We start from the raw sequence: 19,154 nt of genomic DNA, 5'->3' as shown, positions 1-19,154 counted from the left end.
GTCCCCGAACACCGATGCGCCGCTCGGCCCTCACGCCACCCGACACCACCACCGACGCGGCCGCGCCCCGGCCCGATCGGTTCCGCCGCCCGAAGGGGCCGGGTACGGAGCCGACGCCCCCGCATCCGGGACACCGCCCCGGCCCGTCCCGGACCGGCCGGCGCCGGCTGATCACCGGACGCCAGCTCCGGGAGGCCCTGCCGGCCGCGGTACGCACGTTCCACCCGCGCACCATGGCGAGGAACCCCGTCATCCTGGTGGTCGAGACCGGATCCGCCCTCACCACCCTCACCGCTCTCCTCCACCCCGGCGTCTTCGCCTGGATGATCAGCTTCTGGCTCTGGCTCACCGTGCTGTTCGCCAACCTCGCCGAGGCCGTGGCCGAGAGCCGGGGCAGGGCCCAGGCCGACTCCCTGCGCCGGGCGCAGGCCGGCACCACCGCACGCCGCCTCCTGCACTGGCGGGGTGCAGGACGGGCTGCCGCTGTCGTCCTCTTCCACCCCGCCCGCCTCTCCGTCCATGCCCACCACCGGGCGCGTCAGGGACCGGCGGAGCCAAGGGGGCGCCGGAACATCAGGGCGTGCACCGTGAAGCGGGATCCGTCGAAGTCCGCCCGGCCGGCCGCCCGCCGTTCCTTCAACAGGCCCAGCATGGTGTCCTTGTGCTCCGCGTAGGTCAGGAGCGGGATGTCCATCTCGAAGATCTCGAGCGTGTGCGTCTCATAGCCGCGCCCGGTGAGCTGCGCGACGGTCCGGGGGATGTCGGCGAGCGAGGAGTGCGCCATGAGCAGGATGCCGCCCGGTGCGAGGAGCGTGTCCATCCGCTCGACCACGGCGTCGTACATCGCGCGGCCTCCCTCCTTCGCGACGAGAGCGGTTTCCAGGCCGTCTCCCCTCGCGTAGCCGGGGTCGTGCGGCAGGTGGGGCGGATTCGTGATCACCAGGTCGAACGTGCCGTGCGGTGCGTAGTCCTCCACCGGCGAGGTGACACAGGTCAACCGGGTGGCGTCGAGACCGTTGGTCAGCACGTTCGCCACGGTCTGGGCCGCGGAGGCCGGGTTGATGTCGAGGGCGGTCACCCGCTTGGCGCCGGCTGCGAGCAGGGCGACGCTGTAGAGGCCTGAACCGGCCCCGATGTCCAGGGCGTTGACGCCGTTCAGGTCGGGAGCGTCGTCACCGTTGAGGGCGGCGATGAGGCTCAGCCCGCAATCGGTGGGGAAGAGGACCTCGGCGGGGTCCTCCACCGCCAGTTGCAGACGCATGCCACGGAACTCGAAGATCCCGCACGAGGGACGGGACTGCCACAGCGAACCGCTCTGGCCGGCGGGCAGGGTGCGGCGCCGCGGCAGCGTCCGGGTCGGAGCGTGGGTCATCGCGGTGTGGACCTTTCGGGTTGGGGAAGCGGCTGGCGGGGTCCGAGGAGCGCAGGCGTCCGGGACTCCGGCGGATCAGGGACCGGTCGGCCCTTCTCGGGATGTCGTGACGCCCGGCCCGTCGGGCCGGTCAGTCGGCGAGGGCGGACAGCACGGTGCGGACGGCGTCGTCGGCGATCCGCCGGCCGCGAAGCTCCGGGATCAGGCCTTCGACGTAGCCGAAGTTCCAGGCGAGCCGGCCGTGACTGGTGGTGGCGGTCGCCACGACGGCGCCCACCACCGAGATGCCCGTGACGAACTGTGCGTCGGAGACGCGCCACGAGCCGACCTGTTCGGGGAACTCGTGGCGTCCGACATTGGACAGACAGAGGTTGATCGGCCCCTTCTCCTCCATGAACCGCATGAACGCCTCGCTGTCCGCCGTCGACTTCGGCCCCGCCCAGCGCGGCAGGCTGAGCATGGACAGGTGCTCCCGGCGCCTTCGCCGTCGCACCAGGTCCTGGCTGATCGCCCGGGCCGCGGGCCACAGGGACCCGTCCGGCTCGTAGCGGACGCGGGTGGGCACCGTGGCCACGAAGGTGCCGACCTCGTCGGGGGCGACGGCCGGATCGAGGTCCCCGCGGAAGTCGACCGGCGAGCCGATGGAGAACCACGTGCTCGGCGGGGCTCCGGCGTCCCGCGCGACGGCCGTGACCATCGCGGCGGCCAGGGCCCCGTGGACCGTGGTGCCGTGCCGCCTGGCCGCCAGCACCAGTTGTTCCAGCTGCTCGGCGGTCAGGAGCCGGTGCACCATCCGCGTGCGCCGTTGCCCGAAGGGGACCGGGCGGCTGGGGACGACGCGCTGGGCGGGGTCCCGCCGGGCCGCCTGTCGGTCCCGCAGCATCATCAACCCCAGCCCCGCGGCCCCCGCCGGGCCGCGGTGGCGGCGCGGGAGGAGGTCCTCCGTCGCGGGCAGCGCCCGCCACGAGGCGGCGTGCGGCGGCGTACCGGCATCGGGTTGCGCGGCGAGCTCGATCCACTGCCTCAGCAGGGACAGGCACGTCCTTCCGTCGGCGATGCAGTGCGAGGCCGTCAGCACCAGGTCGTGGACGTCCCTCTCACCGTCCGCGCCGTTCCGTCCCGAGGTGATCACCACTGCGCGCAGCAGTGGCCCGGTACGCCAGTCGACGCTCCGCGCGAGCTCGTGGTCGTTGACCTCGCGCTCCCACCGCGCGTCGGCGGCGGGATCGTCCGCCGCTACGTCGACGTGCCGGAGCGGGATCCGCCGCCCGTCCACCGGCACGAACACGGGGTCCGCTCCGGTGCCGCGGTCGGCGATCGCGACGCGCAGCAGGGGGTGCCGGACCTGGAGGACGTCCAGCGCGCGGCGCAGCAGCGACGGCGGCAGGTGTCCGTGCACACGGACCCGGGCGATGACGTTGAGGGGCGAGGTCCGGTCGGCGATCCAGTACCAGCGCTCCAGGGGGCTGAGCTCGCGCCGGACCTCGATCGGTTCGGCGGCCGGGATTCCGGGGAACGTGAGGGCCTGCACGGTCTGCCGGACGAGGACGCCGCGGGGCACCGACCGGAAGTAGGCGTCCCGGGCCAGCCGCCGGCCGCGGCGGTCCTCCTGGGCGACGTCGCTCGCGGCGTGGGACGCGGCCACCATCGCCCTGGTGCGGTCGCGCCGCCGCCCTTCGTAGACGCGCAGGGCCGACACCGGGTCGTCGGCCGTCGCGGGCTCGGTGAGGGTGCGGGCCAGGACGACGGCGTCCTCGATGGCCATGGCCGCCCCCTGTCCGAGGGTCGCCAGCATGGGGTGCGCCGCGTCCCCGAGGAGCGTGACGGGGCCGTCTCCCCACCTTTCGAGGAAGGTCCGGTCGTGGGAGGGCACGGTGAGGACGTCCTCCGGCGGCGTGGCCTCGATCACCGCGCGCACCTCGTCGGCCCAGCCGGCGAAGGACCTCCCGAGGGCGTCCTTGACGCGGTTGGCGCCGTCCCCGCCGGCCGGATCCCCGACCGTGGGCAGCGCCGCCCACCAGTAGCAGCGGCCGTGGCCGATGTCGATGAGGCCGAACCGCCGGCCCCTGCCCCAGTAGTGGCGCACGCTTCCGGTGGTGACGCGCGGGTGCCGGAAGGAGGCGATGCCCAGCCGGTAGAAGTAGCCGCTGTCCCGCGGCGCTTCGGGGCCGGCGAGCTGGCGCCGCACGACCGAGTCGAAGCCGTCGGCTCCGACCAGGATGCGGCCGCTCGCCGAACGCCCGTCCGCGAAGCGGACGGTGACACCGGCGTCGTCGGCCTCGAAACCGGTGGCGGCAGCCCCCAGCTGGACCGGGCAGTCCGCGGCCTCCGCCAGCAGGGCCTCCTGGAGGTCCGTACGGCTGAGGCAGACACTGGGCGCGCCCACTCGCCCGCAGGCCTCCTTGAACGGCAGGTCCCTGATGCGCCGGCCGCGCGGGTCCGTGATCGTGAACGACTCCACGGTCTGGCCGCGTTTGTCCAGGCCGAGGTCGATGCCGAGGGTGGCCAGGGCGGTGACGGCGTTGCTCATGACCGACATGCCGGAGCCGGCGGCGCGCAGCTCGGTGGCGCGCTCGTACACCTCGACGTCGATGCCGACGCGCCTCAGGGCGACCGCGCAGGTCAGACCGCCGATGCCGGCGCCGATGATCAGGGCTTTCACGGGGGGCTTGGGTGACACTCTTCCTGCCTTACCGTGCGGTGGGGACGGCGTCGGTTCGCAGGAGGTCCGCGACGCTTCGGGCGACGTGTGCCACGTGCGGTTCCTCCATGATCGTCAAGTGGTCGCCGGGGACGCCGACGACGTGGATCCGCCCGCCGGTCATGTCGCTCCAGCCGTTGCAGGGGTCCTGGTGGCGGCTGCGGGCGGCACGGTGCATGGCGTCGAGGACGGCGGGCAGCGGCTCCGTGGCGCGGATCAGCGTGAGGTCGTGGTCCTCCAGCGGGGGCCGGTAGGCCAGCGCCGCCTGCCAGTTGGCCCGGTAGACGCGGAACAGCCGGCGGATCAGGGCCGGGGAGCTGCCGGCCGGCAGGACGCCGCGCTCGCTCGCGACGCGGGCCATGAAGGCGAACTTCTCCTCCGGCGAACGGAGTCCGTCGGGAATGGCCCGCGCGGGCGAGTCGCTGCCGTCCCGCAGCCAGAGCAGCTCGTGGAAGAACCACTCCAGCACGGCCTCCTCGCGGTGCGGAGCGCGCGGCCCCCGGGCCAGTGCGGTGGTGTCCAGCACCAGCAGGCGGGTCACCTCGTCGCCCGCCGCCCGCAGCCGGCGGGCGATCTCGAAGGCGACGAACCCGCCGAAGGACCACCCCCCGATCGTGTAGGGGCCCTGCGGCTGAACCCGCCGCAGGGCGGTGAGGTAGCTGTCCGCCAGCTCCTCGACGCTAACCAGCGGTGTGGTGCCCGGGTCGGCGCCGGCGGCCTGGAGCGCGTAGAGCGGCTGGTCGTCCGGGAGGTGCCGGGCGAGGCGGACGTAGCAGAGGACGTTGCCGCCCATCGGGTGGACCATGAACACCGGCGGACGGGTGCCCTGCGGACGGACCGGCACCAGCGGGTCGTACGAGGCTCTCGCCCCGCCGTCGCGCAGCCGCTCCGCGAGCCCCGCACAGGTGGGTGTCGCGATCAGCTGCGCCAGGGGGATGTGCACCCGGTAGCGCTGTTCGATCCGGCTGACCAGCCGCATCGCGGTCAGGGAGGTGCCGCCGAGCTCGAAGAGGTTGTCGTGCACCCCCACCGCGTCCAGGGACAGCGCGTCCGCCAGCATCTCGGTCAGGGCCTGCTCGTACGCGTCGCGCGGCCCTGCGTCGAGGGTGCGGACCGGGACGGTCAGCGGCGCGCGGCGCAGTGCCGCGTCGTCCCGCTTGCCGCTGGGGGTCAGCGGGTACCGGGTGACCCACTGCAGGTGGGAGGGGACCATGTGGTCGGGCAGGGTCGCACGGAGGTGCTCACGGATGGCGGCCAGGTCCTCGTCCGTGCCCTCGCCGAGGAGGAAGGCGGCGAGGAAGACCTCGCCGTCCTCGCGCCGGCGGGCCACGACTGCGGCGTCGCGCAGCCCGGGGTGCCCCGGTGCCAGGGCGGTGGCGGCCAGTTCCACCTCCGCCGGCTCCACGCGGAAGCCGCGCACCTTGACCTGGGTGTCGGCACGGCCGAGGAAGACGACGTCGCCGCCGGGGAGCAGCATCCCGAGGTCGCCCGTGTAGTACAGCAGGCGGTCGGCGTCGGCGAAGGGCTGCGGGAGGAAGCGCTCCTTGGTCAGGTCCGGGCGGCCCTCGTAGCCGTCGGCCAGGCAGGCGCCGCCCAGGTGGATCTCGCCGCGGGCCCCGGCCGGGACCGGACGCATCCGCTCGTCCAGGACGTGCACCTCGGCTCCGTCGATGGCCTTGCCGATCGGTGGCAGCACGGGGAAGGCCGCCGGGTCCCCGGTCATGGTGAACGCGGTGACGACGTGCGTCTCGGTCGGGCCGTACTGGTTCTCCAGCACCACCCCCGGCAGTCGGGCGCACAGCGCGCGGACCTCCGGGGTGACGCGCAGCTGCTCGCCGCAGAGGATCAGCACCCGCAGGGCCCGCGGGGTGAATCCGGACGTGGCCACGGCTTCGGCCAGTTGTTGGAGGGCCACCGGCGGGAGGAAGGCCTGCTCGACGCGCTCGCGGTCGAGCAGGCGCAGCAGGGCGGGCATGTCGCGCCGCTCGCCGTCGCCGGCCAGGCACAGCGTGCCGCCGGAACACAGGGTGGAGAAGATCTCCTGGAAGGAGATGTCGAAGCTCAGCGGTGCGAACTGCAGGGTGACGCCGCCCGGGACGGCGCTGGGCGCCGCCCCGTTCTGCCAGGCGACCAGGCCGGCCAGGGTGCGGTGCGGCATGGCGACGCCCTTGGGGGTGCCGGTGGAGCCCGAGGTGAACAGGACGTACGCGGTGCTCCCGGGGGCGACCCCGGCCTGCCGCTCGGCCACCGTGACGGTGGGGCCACCGGCTCGGGCCTCGCCCGCCGGCACCGGTGTGGTCGCCGTCTCGGCGGGCAGCAGCAGCGCCGGGTCGCCGGCGAGGTGGGCGTGCGCGGACCCGGCCACGACGCGGAAGGGCCGGGCCTGCTCCACCATCGTGGCCAGCCGGGCGGCGGGGTAGCCGACGTCCATCGGGACGACGGCGCATCCGGCCCGCAGGACGCCCAGGAGCACGGCGACGGTGCGCGGGGAGCGCTCCATGGCGATCCCGATCCGGGCGTTCGCCGGGGCTCCCAGCGCGCAGAGCCGCGCGGCGACGTGCCCGGAGGCCTCGGCGAGGCGCGCGTAGGTCCACCGTTCCTCGCCCATGACCAGGGCGGTCGCGTCCGGAGTCCGGGCGGCCCGGTCGGCGATGCGCGCGACGACCGTGGGGTGCTCACCGGCCCGGGCGAGCCTCGGCCGGGGGGCGAGGAAGGCGAAGTCCGTTTCACCGTGCGGCTGTTCCAGCATCCGACGCAGGATGCCCAGGTAGGCGGACGCGAAGAGGTCCCCCTGTTCGGCGGAGAACGTCGCGCCGTCGCAGTCGATCCGCAGCCACATCCCGCTGCCGTCCGGTTCGGTGACCGCGTTCACCAGGAGCCGGAGGTCGTTCTGCTCCCAGGTGTCGAACGCCGTCAGCCGCAGGCCGGGCAGGCGGATGACGTCCGCGAGCTGATGGAAGTGGACGTGGTTGAAGGCGGTGTCCACGACGGGCCCGCCGTGGTCCTCCTGGATGGCGCTCAGCGGGTAGTGGCGGTGGGGGTGACCGTCCTGTTCCTGGTGGAGGCCTTCGCGGGCCACCTCCAGCCAGCTCCGCCCTCCGGTGCCCAGCCGCACCGGCACGGTGTTCAGGAACAGCCCGGCGATGCGCTCCGCCCCGGCCAGCTCGGGCCGGCCGTGGGTGATCAGGCCGGTGGTCACCTCCCGGGTGCCGGCCAGCGCGGCGAGCGTCAGGCCGTGCGCCGCGAACAGCACGGACTTCACGGGCAGGGCGTGTTCGGCCGCGAAGTGCCGCACCTGCTCGACGAGGGCGCCGGGAAGGTCGACCCGCCGCGAGGCGGGCCTGGCGGCGCCACCGGGCCTGTGCGGTGCGAACGCCTCGATCGGCAGGGGCTCGCAGCCGGTCAGCTTGTCCCGCCAGTAGCGTCGGGTCTCCTCCGAGCGCAGGGCGGTCTGCTCCTGGCGCACGTGGGTCGCCACCGAGGGAGGCGGGGTGTCGTCGACCGGGCCGATGTCCAGGCCGAGGCCGTGGGCGTAGTCCTGGAGCAGTTCCCGGAGCAGGGTGGCGACGCTGCCGCCGTCCAGGAGCGCGTGGTGGAAGCTGAGGACCAGGTCGACGGTGGAGGGCCGGATGTGGGCGCGGAACAGGTAGAGCGGCGCCCGGTCGAACGCGTACGGGTGGTGGCGGCGTTCCTCGACGTGCGCGCGCACCTCGGCGTCGGCCGCGGCGTCGTCGAGCGGACGCAGGTCGACGGTCTCCAGGGCGCCGTGCACGCGGGGGTGGACGACTTGGAGCGGTTCGGGGCCGGACAGGTCGAAGGCGGTTCGAAGGGCCGGGTGCCGCGCCGTCAGCCGGTCGAGGGCGCGGCGGAACTCCTCGTCGTTCCAGGGCATGTCGAGGGTGTACCGGAACACGTCCCGGTACCTGGCGGAGGATTCGTGCCTGCGGCTGTGGAAGAGCAGGCCGAGCTGGAGCCTGGTCAGCGGGTAGGCGTCCTCGGCGTCCCGGAGGCGTGCGCGGTCCACGTCGGCCACGAGGGCGAACGGAGCCGGCAGAGCTTCTGTCCCGCTCGGGTCGTACTCGGCGGTGCGAGCGGCGAGGCCGGCCACCGTCGGGTTCCGCAGGAGGTCGGTGAGCGAGAAGCGCAGGCCCCGGGCCTCCGCCTCGGCACGCACCCTGAGCGCCAGGATGGAGTCGCCACCGAGGGTGGAGTAGTCGTCGTGGATCCCCACGGCCTCATGGCCGAGCACGCGGGCCCAGACCTCGGCCAGGGCGGCCTCGGTGGGATTGCGCGGCCGGCCGCCCGGGGCGCCCCCGGGGGTGTCGTCCGGCGACGGCAGCGCGGCGTGGTCGGTCTTGCCATTGGGAGTCAGCGGGATCCCGTCGATCCGGGTGAACGACGCCGGGACCATGTGCACCGGCAGCGTCCGCCCGAGCCGTTCACGCAACAGCGCCGTCCCGATCCGGGTCTCGGCGACGTAGTAGCCCGCCAGCACGGTTCCCCGGTCGTCGGGGGCGGTGCGGCCCACCACGACGGCGTCCCGTACGCCGGGGACGGTGCGCAGGACGGCGGCCACCTCGGCGGGCTCGACGCGGTGACCCCGGATCTTGACCTGGTCGTCGAGGCGTCCGAGGTACTCCAGGGTGCCGTCCGCGAGCCAGCGGGCCAGGTCCCCGCTGCGGTAGAGGCGGCCGCCCGGCACGAAGGGGTCGGCGCCGAACCTCTCGGCGGTCAGCTCCGGGCGGCCGAGGTACCCCCGGGCGACACCGACGCCGCCGATGCACAACTCGCCCGCGACCCCGACGGGCTGCGGGAGGTCGTCGGCACCCAGCACGTACAGCCTGGTGTTGTCGATCGGCCGGCCGATGGGCACCCGCGCGACGCCGCGGGCGGAGCCGCCCGGGCAGTCGTAGGACGAGACGTCGACCGTGGCCTCGGTCGGGCCGTACAGGTTCACCAGCCGCACCGGGTGCTCGGCGCCGGGCTCGCGGCCGCACTGCGCGGCCACCCGGTCGAACTGCTCGAGCCCGGCCGCGGGCAGCGCCTCGCCGCTGCAGAAGACGTGCCGCAGGGTCCGGACGCCCTCGCGGGCCTGCGCGGACTCCTCCAGCAGGTCCAGGAACGGACCGAGCATCGACGGGACGAAGTGCACGGCCGTGACCCGGTGTTCGCGGATCGCCCGCAGGACCTCGCGCGGGTCCCGCTGGCCGCCGGGTGGCAGCATCGCCACGGTCGCGCCCTCGACGGCCCACCAGAACAGCTCCCACACCGAGACGTCGAAGGAGACCGGCGTCTTCTGCAGGAGGACGTCCCGGTTCCCGAGCGGGTAGCGGCGCTGCATCCAGGCGAGGCGGTTGACCACGCTCCGGTGCTCGACCATCACGCCCTTGGGCTGTCCGGTCGAGCCGGAGGTGTAGATGACGTAGGCGAGGTCGCGGGAGGTGGCGAGCGGCTCGACCGGTGCTGCGCTGCCCACCAGCAGGCCGCCGATGCGTCGCACGCCCGCCTCGCCCGCGGGCAGGGCGGTGGGCGCGTCGTCGTCGACGATGACCACCTTGGCGCGGCTGTCGCGCAGCAGGAAGCCCACCCGCTCGGCCGGATGCCCGGGGTCCACCGGTACGTAGGCGCCGCCCGACTTCAGGACGCCGAGCAGCGCGACCAGCAGCTGCGGCCCCCGTTCCATCATCACCGCGACCCGGTCGTCCGGGCCGACGCCCTCCGCGCGCAGGGCCCGCGCGAGGCGGTTGGCCCGCGCGTCGAGTTCGGCGTAGGTCAGCGTCTGCCCGTCCACGGCGGTGACCGCGGTCCGGTCCGGGTGGCGGGCGGCCCGTGCCTCGAACAGACCGTGCAGGGTCGCCTCGTCCGCGAAGGGCACCTGCGGGCCGCGGGCGCGCCCGACGGTGAGGTCCCCGTGTTCGGCGGTGGTCAGCATGGGGATCTCGCGGAGCGGGTGGTCCAGCAGGTCCAGACCGCGCGCCAGGAGCGTGGTGAGGTGACCGGCCACGGACGCGACGGGCAGGTGCTCGTCGAAGACGTCACGGGCGTAGTCCAGGTCGACACGGATCTCGGCCGTGTCGTCGAAGGCGGACACCACGACGCCCAGCGCGTCCTGGTCGTGCGAGGGCGCCATGAGCGCCGTCCGCCGCTCGAATCCGGGGATCCGGTCCGGCCTGGGCCAGTGCATGTAGGAGAGCGTCACGTCGAAGAGCTGCCCCGCGGTCCGGGCCGTCCCGGACCGTGCCCGCAGGACCTCGCCCAGCGAGAGCCGCTCGTGACGCCGGAGCGCACCGGTCGCGTCCCGGAGCTCGGCGAGCAGGTCCCGCAGGGTCCGCCCGCCGTGTGCCGCGACCCGCAGGGGCAAGGTGTTGGCGAACTGCCCGAGGACGACCTTGTGCCGCTCGGTCGGACGGTTGAGGAAGGGAACCCCGAGGACCACCTCCCCACTTCGGTGCAGGCGCGTCAGGTACGTACCGAGCACGGCCGCGACGTAGCCGAACGGCGAGAAGCCGGCGGCCCGGACCCGGCCGACGAGGGCACCGTCGATCACGAACGAGTGGCGACCGCGTCCACGCGGCCCCCTGTCCGTCGCACGCTCGAACAGTGCGGGTGCGACGCCGTCGAGGTAGTCCCGGTAGAAGGCGCGGTCACGGTCGCCGTCCGCGCCGGCGTGGTGGGCGGCGTCCTCCTCGACGAACGCCAGGTAGGAGGGCGCCCCGCCGGCGCTCCGCTCCGGGTCGCAGCGCTGCGCCCGGGCGTAGTCGAGGAGGATCTCCTGGCCCAGCCGGTGGAGCGTCCAGCCGTCGGCCACGATGTGGTGCGCCTTGACGTGCAGATGCGTGACGTCCGGGCTCTCCAGCAGCAGTGTGGCTTCGACCAGCGGGCCCTGCGTGAGCGGCAGGGCGCCCGCCATCGAGCGGCGCATCCACTCGGCGCAGGCCGCCGCCGGCTCGGGTTCCCGCGACAGGTCGACCACGGCGACGGGGGCGGCCTCGTGCGCCACCCGCTGGGACGGGATCCCGCCGCTCTCCTCGAAGCGCAACCGGAACGTCTCGTGGCGGCGCAACGCGCGCGCGGTGGCGGCCGTGAGCCGGTCACGGTCGACCTCGCCGTGCAGGCGCTCGTGGAGCACGCAGTTGAACTGCGGTGACTCCGGCGCCTGCGCGCCGGCGGACCAGAGGTCGCGCTGGTACGCCGACAGCCGGTGCGGGGCCTGGTCGTTCATGCCCACGTGTCGGGGTTCCCTTCGAGCCGGACGGGGATCTCGCGGTGCCCGTTGAAGATGATGGAGGGCAGCGGGGTGAGGTGGTCGGGTGCGACGGCGAGGTCGAGCCCGGGGAAGCGGGAGAAGAGCGCCGGGAGGGCGATGCGCCCTTCGAGACGGGCGAGTTCGGCGCCCAGGCAGTAGTGGGGTCCGTGGCCGAAGGCCAGGTGGTCACGGGTGGTCGCGCGGGTCACGTCGAACCGGCCGGCGTCAGCGCCGTGCACCGCGGGGTCGCGGCCTGCTGCGGCGTAGTTGATGACGAGGGCGTCGCCACGTGCGAAGGTCATCCCGGTCGTCTCGTCGTGCAGGTCCTCGGTGGGGAAGCGCAGGATGAAGTTGGCGACCGGGGCCTGGTGGCGCAGGGTCTCCTCCACCACCTGCTCCCAGCCGACCCGACCCGACACGGCCAGCTCCAACTGGTCCGGGTGGGTGAGGAGGTTGACCACGGCGTGGTCGAGCATGCAGGCCGTCGTCCCATAACCCGCGCCGAGCAGCATCAGGATGCTGTCCGGCACTTCCTGATCGCTCAGCAGGCCCTCACGGTGGGTGTCGAGCAGGGTGGTGGCGAGGTCGTCGCCGGGGTGCTCGGTCTTGACGGCGATGAGGTCGTCGGAGAGCCGGGCCACCTCGGCGGTGATGGCGGCGGCCTGCGCCGCGGACAGGTTCGTCTCGAAGACGCTGTCGTTGACGGCCTGGAACCCGTCGTACATGGTCTCCGGCAGGCCCACCAGCGCAGCGACCGTCAGCCACGGCAAGCGGGCGGCGAAGTGTGCCCGGAGGTCCACGATCCCGTCCGGGGCGGCTCCGGCGGCCTCGGCGAGGCGGTCCAGCAGCTCGGAGACGGTCTCCTCGATCCGCGGGGCGAGGTCGCGTACCCTGCGGGCCGTGAAGGCGGGCACCAGTGGACGGCGCAGCCGACGGCGATCGGGGCCGTAGGCCGTCTGGACGGTGCGGATCTCGATCCAGATCTGCAGCGGCCATCCGGAGGGGAGGTCGCCGCCGAGATAGGCGGGCCAGTGCAGTCGGGCGTCCTTGGAGACCCGGGGGTGGACCAGCAGACGCCGGACGAGGCCCGGGTCGGTCACCGACCACGCCGGCACACCACCCGGCAGTACGACCCTGGCGGCGGGCCCCAGCGCACGCAGCGCCGCGGTCTCGCCGTGGATGTCCGCGGCACCGCTGTCCAGGGGGAAGGGACAGCGGCTCGGGAGGGGCATGGAGGACAAGGGTGGTGACCTCGTTCGTCGGGACGATGTGGATGAGCGGCCGTCCGGGGTGTGTTGCGTGCTCGTGGACCTCGCCGGGCGCTCGTGATCGCGGGTGCCAGGCGAGGCGGCTCCACCACGAGGGCGCGAACCGGGGCCGCCGCCGTTGGTGTGCGACGGCCCGAAGCGACCCCGCCCTCCGCCGAGTGCCCGGCTCGCCCATCGGGCGTCGAGTCGAGCTGTCACCAGGCGAGTTGGGATGCGCGGGCGGGGTCACTTCGGGCCCTCATCGGTGAAGCCTGACCGCACGGTCACGGACGCGCGCGGTCAGGCCGGAGCCCGTTCCGCTCAGACGTGCCCGAAGAACAGGCTGCCCGGTGCGTCCGGGTTGTCCGAGAGGAAGTGCTCGCGCACCGCACGGATGAACTCGTGGCGCGAGATCGCGCCGTCCCCGTCGGTGTCCAGCTTGATGAACGTGTCCATCGCGTCAGGCGCCTCGACGCGCCACACGTCCTTCAGGAACCGGGCGAACTCCTCCTTGCTGATCTCGTTGTCACCGTTGACGTCGATGACGTCGAAGACCACGTGCCCGGCACCGTCGGCCAGGTTGATCCGGCTGGTGTCCATGCTGGCGAGGCGGTTGGCCAGGACGAACTGGTCCTTCGCCAGCCGGTCCTGCTGAACGCCGGCGTGGCGCAGGATCTCCAGCCAGTACGTCTGGAAGAAGGAGTGGAGCGCCCTGGCGCGGCGGTCGTCCTTGCCGAGCTTGTAGGCCTGGATGTAGCGGTCGGCGAGCTTCTGGTAGTCCGACCAGTCCACGTAGCCGTCGTTGTCGGCATCCATGCTGTCGAATGTACGTTCGAGCTTGATGGTGATGACGTCCTGCGTGGCAGTAGCCATGTCACGTCCTCGCTTGTAGGGGGTGTGCACGATCGTGCACGATCATCATTGGTTCGCCCGCGGGCGGAATTCAACGCGACGGGGCGGCCCGTCCCGCGTTTCACTCCTTCGAGCGGCGTTACCCCGCCAGCGTTGACACAGCCCTCGCGCCGCGGCCCGCGCCGCACCAAAACCCTGTGTTCATCCCGGATTTGATCGCCGGCTCCCCCTACTGTGGGGGCCGCCCCCCTCCACGTCCTGCCGCCAGGAGGAAGTTCGTGTCGAATTCGTCGGCCCCGACGCCACCCGCAGGCCGGGCCGTGGTCATCACCGGCGCCTCCTCGGGCCTGGGGAAGGCCTGCGCGCTCCAGCTGTCCCGGGTGGGCTTCCACGTCTACGCCGGAGTCCGGCGCCCCGAGGACGGCGAACGGCTGCGCGCCGGCGCCACCGGACGACTCACCCCCGTGGTCCTCGACGTGACGGACGAGGAGTCGGTCCGGAACGCCGTGCGCGCGATCGCCGAGCCGGCCGGCACGGCGGGGTTGTACGGGCTGGTCAACAACGCGGGCATCGCCGTCACGGCCCCGCTGGAATGCGTACCGCACGAGCTGATGAGGCGTCAGATCGAAACCAATGTGATCGGTCAACTGCTGGCCATCCAGAGCTTCCTCCCCCTCCTGCGAGCCGGAGTCGGACGGATCGTCAACGTCACTTCGGGCCTCGGGAACGTCGCCATCCCCTACCTCGGCGCCTACGCAGCCGCCCAGTTCGCCAAGGAGGCCCTCAGCGACGCGCTGCGCCGGGAGCTCGCCCCGCAGCGGATCCCCGTCGTGGTGGTCCAGCCCGGCGCCGTCCTCACGCCGCTCTGGGGCAAGATGTCCGACGAGGGGAACCGAGCGCTGGAGAGCGCCCCGGCGCCGGTCCAGGACCTCTACAGCGGCACGTTCCCACGGTTCATGGAGGCCAACGAGACCTCGGCCAGGACCAGCCGCACGACCCCCGACGACGTCGCCCGGGTGGTCTTCCGCGCCCTGGTCACCAAGCGGCCCAGGACCCGCTACGGCGTCGGCCGCGACGCGGTCGGCAGCCGCGTGCTGGCCCGGCTGATGCCCGACCGGGCGATCGACCGGATCCTCAACGGCATCGTCACATCCGCCCGTTGAACACGAGCTGCGCGAATCCCCCCCCCACACAAGACCACGAGAGGAAAGTCGGAATGACCACGTCGCAGGAACTGAAGGACCTGTTCACCCACAGCCTGGACCTGCTGTCAGAGGCGAGGATCGAGGAGTGGATCGACCTCTTCGCCGAGGACGGAATCCTCGAATTCCCCTACCCGGCCTGGGGTCTGCCCTCCCGCATGCAGGGCCGGAAGGAACTGCTCGCCCAGATGACGATGTTCCGTGAGCAGCTGAAGGTCGACTTCTCCGAACCCGAGTTCTACACCGCCGACGCGGACGACCTGGTCATCGCGGGCTTCACCGGCGAGTGCACGCTGCTCGCCACCGGCGGCCAGTACCTCCAGACCTACCTGTCGGTGGTCCGCTTCGAGCAGGGCCTGATCGCTCTCTACCGTGACTTCTGGGACCCCTGGTCCGTGATGGCGGCGGCCGGCGGCGAGCTCGCCTGGAAGCAGCTGTTGCCGACGATGGCCCGGGGTTGACCACCCCGTTCGCCCCCTCCCTCCCCGCGCATGTCCGCGCCCATTGCACGTGAGCCACTACCCCGCCGCGAAGGGGATCACCATGACCGAACCGTCAACGACCGCACCGTCAACGACCGAACAGTCGGCGACCGCCATGGACGAGCTGTGGAAGCTGGTGTACACCAGCTTCCGGTTCCCGTTCCTGCACGCCGCACTACGCCTGGAATTGTTCGCCCTGCTCAGAGAGCGGCCGGGCAGCACTCTCGACGAGATCGTCGCCGCGCTGGGGCTGGAGGAGCGTGCCGGTCACGTGTTGCTGCTGGGATGCTGCGCGTTCGATCTCGTGCGCAAGGACGGCCAGGCGTACTACAACACCGCCGCGACCGATCTGGTGGCAGGCGATCCCGGCGAGTTCATGCCGGTCATCGTCCGCTACACGCACGAGATGTTGTACCGGCCGATCGGCTGGCTCTACGAATCGCTGGTGCACAACGACAACCTGGGGTTGCACCGCGAACTCCTCGCCGGCTCGTCGGCGACCACGCTCTACGAACGCCTGGCCGAGGACGAGAACCTCGAGAAGCTGTTCACCGCCATGATGGAGCACCAGAGCCGCTCGGCGGTCGAGGACCTGGTCAACGCCCTGGACCTCTCGCCGTATCGCCGTGTCCTGGACGTCGGCGGGGGCACCGGTACCAATGCCATCGGCTTCGCCCGACGCTGGCCCGACCTCCGGGCAACCATTCTCGAACTGCCGAACGTGGCGAAGACGGCGAACGACCGGATCGCCGAGGTCGGCCTGTCCGAGCGGATCCGCGCGGTCGGAACCGACGTTCTGCAGGACGAACTCCCCACGTCCCACGACTGCGTCCTGTTCTCCCGCTTCCTGGAGATCTGGTCTCCGGAGCAGGTCCGCGACCTCTTCGAGCGGGCCTACCGGGCGTTGGAACCGGGCGGTCACCTGGTGATCGTCACCTGCGCCCAGGAGGACGACGAGACCGGTCCCGTACACGCCGCGTTCCTGTCGGCGTACCTCCACACCGTCGCATCGCCCGAGGGCCGCACCTACACCCCGCGGGAATTCGAGCAGTGGTACACCGAAGCGGGTTTCGAGCCGCTGGACCGCCAGACCTCCGGGCGGTTCGACGTCGTTCTCCGCGCCCGCAAGCCGGTGTCCGGCTGAGCCCGACCTCACCGGGATGACCCCGGGTGTGCGGTTCCGCTCGTTCCGCCGGACTTCTGCGCGACGGTGGCGGCCGCCAGGGGCCCGGTGGGGTCCTCCTGCCGGGCCGACGGGCCCCTTGCCCCCGGCAGACCGACCAGTACGCGCCTAGGCTGGTCAGTGGCGTCGGGCGAGGCACGGAGGATTCCTTGGGCAGCGATGCGGAGCAGTCCGCCCCAGTGCCGAAGCTGCGGCTGGACGAGCTCCTGGACGAGCTCCAGGGCCGGTTGGACGCAGCCCGGGGTACCCGCGACCGGGTGCACAGCCTGTTGGAGGCCGTGCTCGCGGTGGGCCGTGATCTGGAGCTGGCCCAGGTGCTGCGGCACATCGTGGAGGCGGCGGTCACCCTGGTGGACGCCGAGTACGGCGCACTCGGCGTGATCGGCGAGGACCAGCGGCTCTCGCAGTTCATCCCGGTCGGCGTCACCGACGGCCAGGTCAGGCTGATCGGCTCGCTGCCGTCCGGCCACGGGGTGCTGGGTGAGCTGATCCGCCACCCCGAGCCGCTGCGGCTCGCGCGGATCTCCGAGCACCCCGCGTCCTACGGCTTCCCGGCCAACCACCCGCCGATGAGCACCTTCCTGGGCGTGCCGATCCGGATCCGGGACAGGGTCTTCGGCAACCTCTACCTCACCGAGAAGCGCGGCGGCGCCGAGTTCGACGCCGAGGACGAGTCGGTGCTCGCGACCCTGGCCGTCGCCGCCGGCGTTGCGATCGACAACGCCCGGCTCTACGCCCGGGCCCGGCAGCGGCAACGCTGGCTGGAGGCGAACGCCGAGATCACCCGCAGCCTGCTCTCCGGAAGCGGGGAGCAGGAGGTGCTGGACCTGCTGCTCGCCCGGGCCACCGAGATCGCCGGCGCGGATCTCGCCGTCGTCGCTCTGCCGCTCGCGGACACCGGTGAGCTGGAGGTGCGGATCGCGGTCGGTCTCGGCGCGCAGCAGCACCGCGGGCTGGTGCTCCCGGTGGAGGGCTCGTTCGTCGGCGCGGCCGCGCGCACCGGCGGGCTCGTGGTGAGTCCCGACGTCCGGAAGGACCCCAGGATCACCGTCGGCCCACCGCGCTGGCAGGGCCTGGGGCCCGCGGTCGCGGTACCCATCGGCACCTCCGAACGCGGGATCCGCGGTGTGCTGATGCTGGCCCGGGCGGCGGGCGCACCGCTGTTCGAAGAGGGGGAGTCCGGGCCGCTGCTGGGCTTCGCCGGCCAGGCGGCGGTGGCGATGGAGCTCGCCGAGCACCGCCGGGACTCCGAGCAGATCACCCTGCTGCGGGAACGCGACCGGATCGCCCGTGACCTGCACGACCTGGCCGTCCAGCGCCTCTTCGCCACCGGGATGACCCTCCAGGGCGCCACGCGCTTCATCGAGCACCCCGAGGCCACCGATCGGGTCCTGCGGGCGATCGACGACCTGGACGAGACCGCCAAGACCATCCGCGCCACCATCTTCGGCCTGCGCCTGCGCGAGTCGGGCCCGGCGGCGGCCGGCCTTCGGGCCCGGCTCGTCGAGGTGGCCGAACGCGCCGCCCGCGCCCTCGGCTTCGCCCCGGCCCTGCGGATGACCGGCCTGATCGACGTCACCGTCCCCGCCGACATCGCCGACGCCGCCGTCGCCGTCCTGGAGGAGGCCCTGTCCAACGCCGCCCGCCACGCGCAGGCCGGTGCGGTCGGCGTGTCGGTCACCGCCGGACCCGAGCTGGTCGTCGCCGTCACGGACGACGGCGTCGGCCTTCCCGAAGGAGGCCGCCGCAGCGGCCTGGCCAACCTGGCCGACCGCGCCGCCGCTCTGGGCGGCACCTTCACCGCCCGCCGCCGCCCGGAGGGCGGCACCGCACTGGAGTGGCGGGTGCCGCTGCCGAAACCCTAGGCCTCCCCCTCCAGGACGTCCCCGGCGGGCAGACGGGGCGTGGGGGCGCCCTCGGGACCGTAACCCAGGCGGATCAGCATCTGGACGTAGCCGGGGGGTCGGCGCGGATCGCGGGTCTCCCAGCGCAGGTGGGGCCACTCCATCGCCTGGTGGAGCAGGGAGGCGCGGACGCCGTGGACGGTGGCGGCGAGCAGGACGTGTTCCAGGCCGATCCCGGCGCGCAGCCAGTCCGTCGGGGTGTCGCGTTCCGTCGTGAGCACGGCGATGCGCGGCTCGTGTTCGAAGGTGGCGGGCGTCCGGTGTTCGGCGGGGCGGATGGCGGCGAAGTCCCGCATGGGCAGCTGACCCATGCGGTCCTGGGGGCCGAGCGCACCGGCCGGGATGCCGTAGGGCGGCACGTTCCCGCTGCGGATCCAGGCCCGACTCTCCGTCCGCTGGGCCTCGTCGGTGGTGTTGCGGCGTTCGGCCTCCGCGGTGAGGTGGAGCAACCGGGCCGTCTCCTCGTGGTCGGGCAGCCGGAGGGTGGTGTCCTCCGTTCGGGCGACCGCCACGAGGTGGTCGAGTACCGCCGGCGCGAGGGGTTCGTCGGTGAAGGGCGTGCGGACGGAGTGGCGGTGCCAGATCGCCTCGTAGAGCTCCTCCGTGCCGGGCAGCGCCGCCGAAGCCGGGGTGTCGAGGCCGACGGCGGCGAACAGGTCCGGCTCGGCCGGGTCGGGGAGCAGCCGCACGTCGGGGGCCCAGCCGAGGTGGCGGGCGGCGATCCGCAGGTTGAGGACGGCCGCTCCGACGGAGATGTGCATCGCCCGGCCCCGGGGGTCGGCGGCCGGGACGGCCCGTTCGCGGGCGGCACGGACCTCCAGCGTCGAGGTGTCGGGCTGGAGTCTGAACCGCCAGGGCTGGCTGTTGTGGATCGAGGGCGCGGCGACCGCCGCGGAGACGAGCTTCTCCAGTGCGGCGGCGTCGAGGGTGAGGGTGGTCATGGCGCTCTCCGGGGACGGGGCGTG

General features: G+C 73.1%; 10 protein-coding genes and 1 pseudogene. 5 read left to right on the top strand and 6 right to left on the bottom strand.

Annotation, left to right across the window (positions count from 1 at the left end; translation table 11 throughout):
• Positions 1–233 precede the first annotated feature (233 nt).
• Positions 234–464 (top strand): annotated as a pseudogene (locus AB0N04_RS14855) (potassium-transporting ATPase subunit B); the annotation flags it as partial.
• A gap of 74 nt (positions 465–538) precedes the next feature.
• Here the strand turns inward: AB0N04_RS14855 and AB0N04_RS14850 are convergent.
• The 5 genes from AB0N04_RS14850 to AB0N04_RS14830 all read right to left on the bottom strand — a co-directional run bounded on the left by AB0N04_RS14850 (position 539) and on the right by AB0N04_RS14830 (position 13,439).
• Positions 539–1,372: a 50S ribosomal protein L11 methyltransferase gene (locus AB0N04_RS14850; RefSeq protein ID WP_360213279.1), complete on the bottom strand. Its 834-nt coding sequence runs from the start codon at positions 1,370–1,372 to the stop codon at positions 539–541.
• Between the two features lie 130 nt (positions 1,373–1,502).
• Complete coding sequence (locus AB0N04_RS14845) at positions 1,503–4,034, bottom strand: FAD-dependent monooxygenase (RefSeq protein ID WP_360213281.1); 2,532 nt, start codon at positions 4,032–4,034, stop codon at positions 1,503–1,505.
• Between the two features lie 28 nt (positions 4,035–4,062).
• Positions 4,063–11,295 (bottom strand): amino acid adenylation domain-containing protein, encoded by a 7,233-nt coding sequence (locus tag AB0N04_RS14840; RefSeq protein WP_360213373.1) that lies wholly within the window; start codon positions 11,293–11,295, stop codon positions 4,063–4,065.
• Positions 11,292–12,551, bottom strand: a complete 1,260-nt coding sequence (locus AB0N04_RS14835) for a cytochrome P450 (RefSeq protein WP_360213283.1) — start codon at positions 12,549–12,551, stop codon at positions 11,292–11,294. The genes AB0N04_RS14840 and AB0N04_RS14835 overlap by 4 nt, the downstream gene beginning before the upstream one ends.
• Before the next feature lie 336 nt (positions 12,552–12,887).
• A complete protein-coding gene (locus AB0N04_RS14830; RefSeq protein ID WP_360213285.1) occupies positions 12,888–13,439 on the bottom strand; it encodes an EF-hand domain-containing protein in 552 nt (183 codons plus the stop codon).
• 257 nt (positions 13,440–13,696) lie between these two features.
• Here AB0N04_RS14830 and AB0N04_RS14825 point away from each other — a divergent pair, with 257 nt between their 5' ends.
• From AB0N04_RS14825 to AB0N04_RS14810, 4 genes are all read left to right on the top strand, one after another.
• On the top strand, positions 13,697–14,581 hold the full coding sequence (locus AB0N04_RS14825) for an SDR family NAD(P)-dependent oxidoreductase (protein ID WP_360213287.1): 885 nt from the start codon (positions 13,697–13,699) through the stop codon (positions 14,579–14,581).
• A 53-nt stretch (positions 14,582–14,634) separates the two neighbouring features.
• Positions 14,635–15,081, top strand: coding sequence for a nuclear transport factor 2 family protein (locus tag AB0N04_RS14820; protein ID WP_360213289.1), 447 nt, complete (start codon positions 14,635–14,637; stop codon positions 15,079–15,081).
• Positions 15,082–15,163: 82 nt separating this feature from the next.
• Complete coding sequence (locus tag AB0N04_RS14815) at positions 15,164–16,246, top strand: methyltransferase (protein ID WP_360213291.1); 1,083 nt, start codon at positions 15,164–15,166, stop codon at positions 16,244–16,246.
• Between the two features lie 188 nt (positions 16,247–16,434).
• Positions 16,435–18,150: a GAF domain-containing protein gene (locus AB0N04_RS14810; protein ID WP_360213293.1), complete on the top strand. Its 1,716-nt coding sequence runs from the start codon at positions 16,435–16,437 to the stop codon at positions 18,148–18,150.
• Here the strand turns inward: AB0N04_RS14810 and AB0N04_RS14805 are convergent.
• On the bottom strand, positions 18,147–19,130 hold the full coding sequence (locus AB0N04_RS14805; protein WP_360213295.1) for a nitroreductase family protein: 984 nt from the start codon (positions 19,128–19,130) through the stop codon (positions 18,147–18,149). The two genes, AB0N04_RS14810 and AB0N04_RS14805, sit on opposite strands and share 4 nt — an antisense overlap.
• Positions 19,131–19,154: the final 24 nt, after the last annotated feature.

This window comes from Kitasatospora sp. NPDC051702, assembly GCF_040681575.1.
In the GTDB taxonomy this organism is placed as follows: Bacteria; Actinomycetota; Actinomycetes; order Streptomycetales; family Streptomycetaceae; genus Kitasatospora.
Note: the sequence above shows the minus strand (reverse complement) of the source record. Positions and strands in the feature narration are given on the sequence as shown.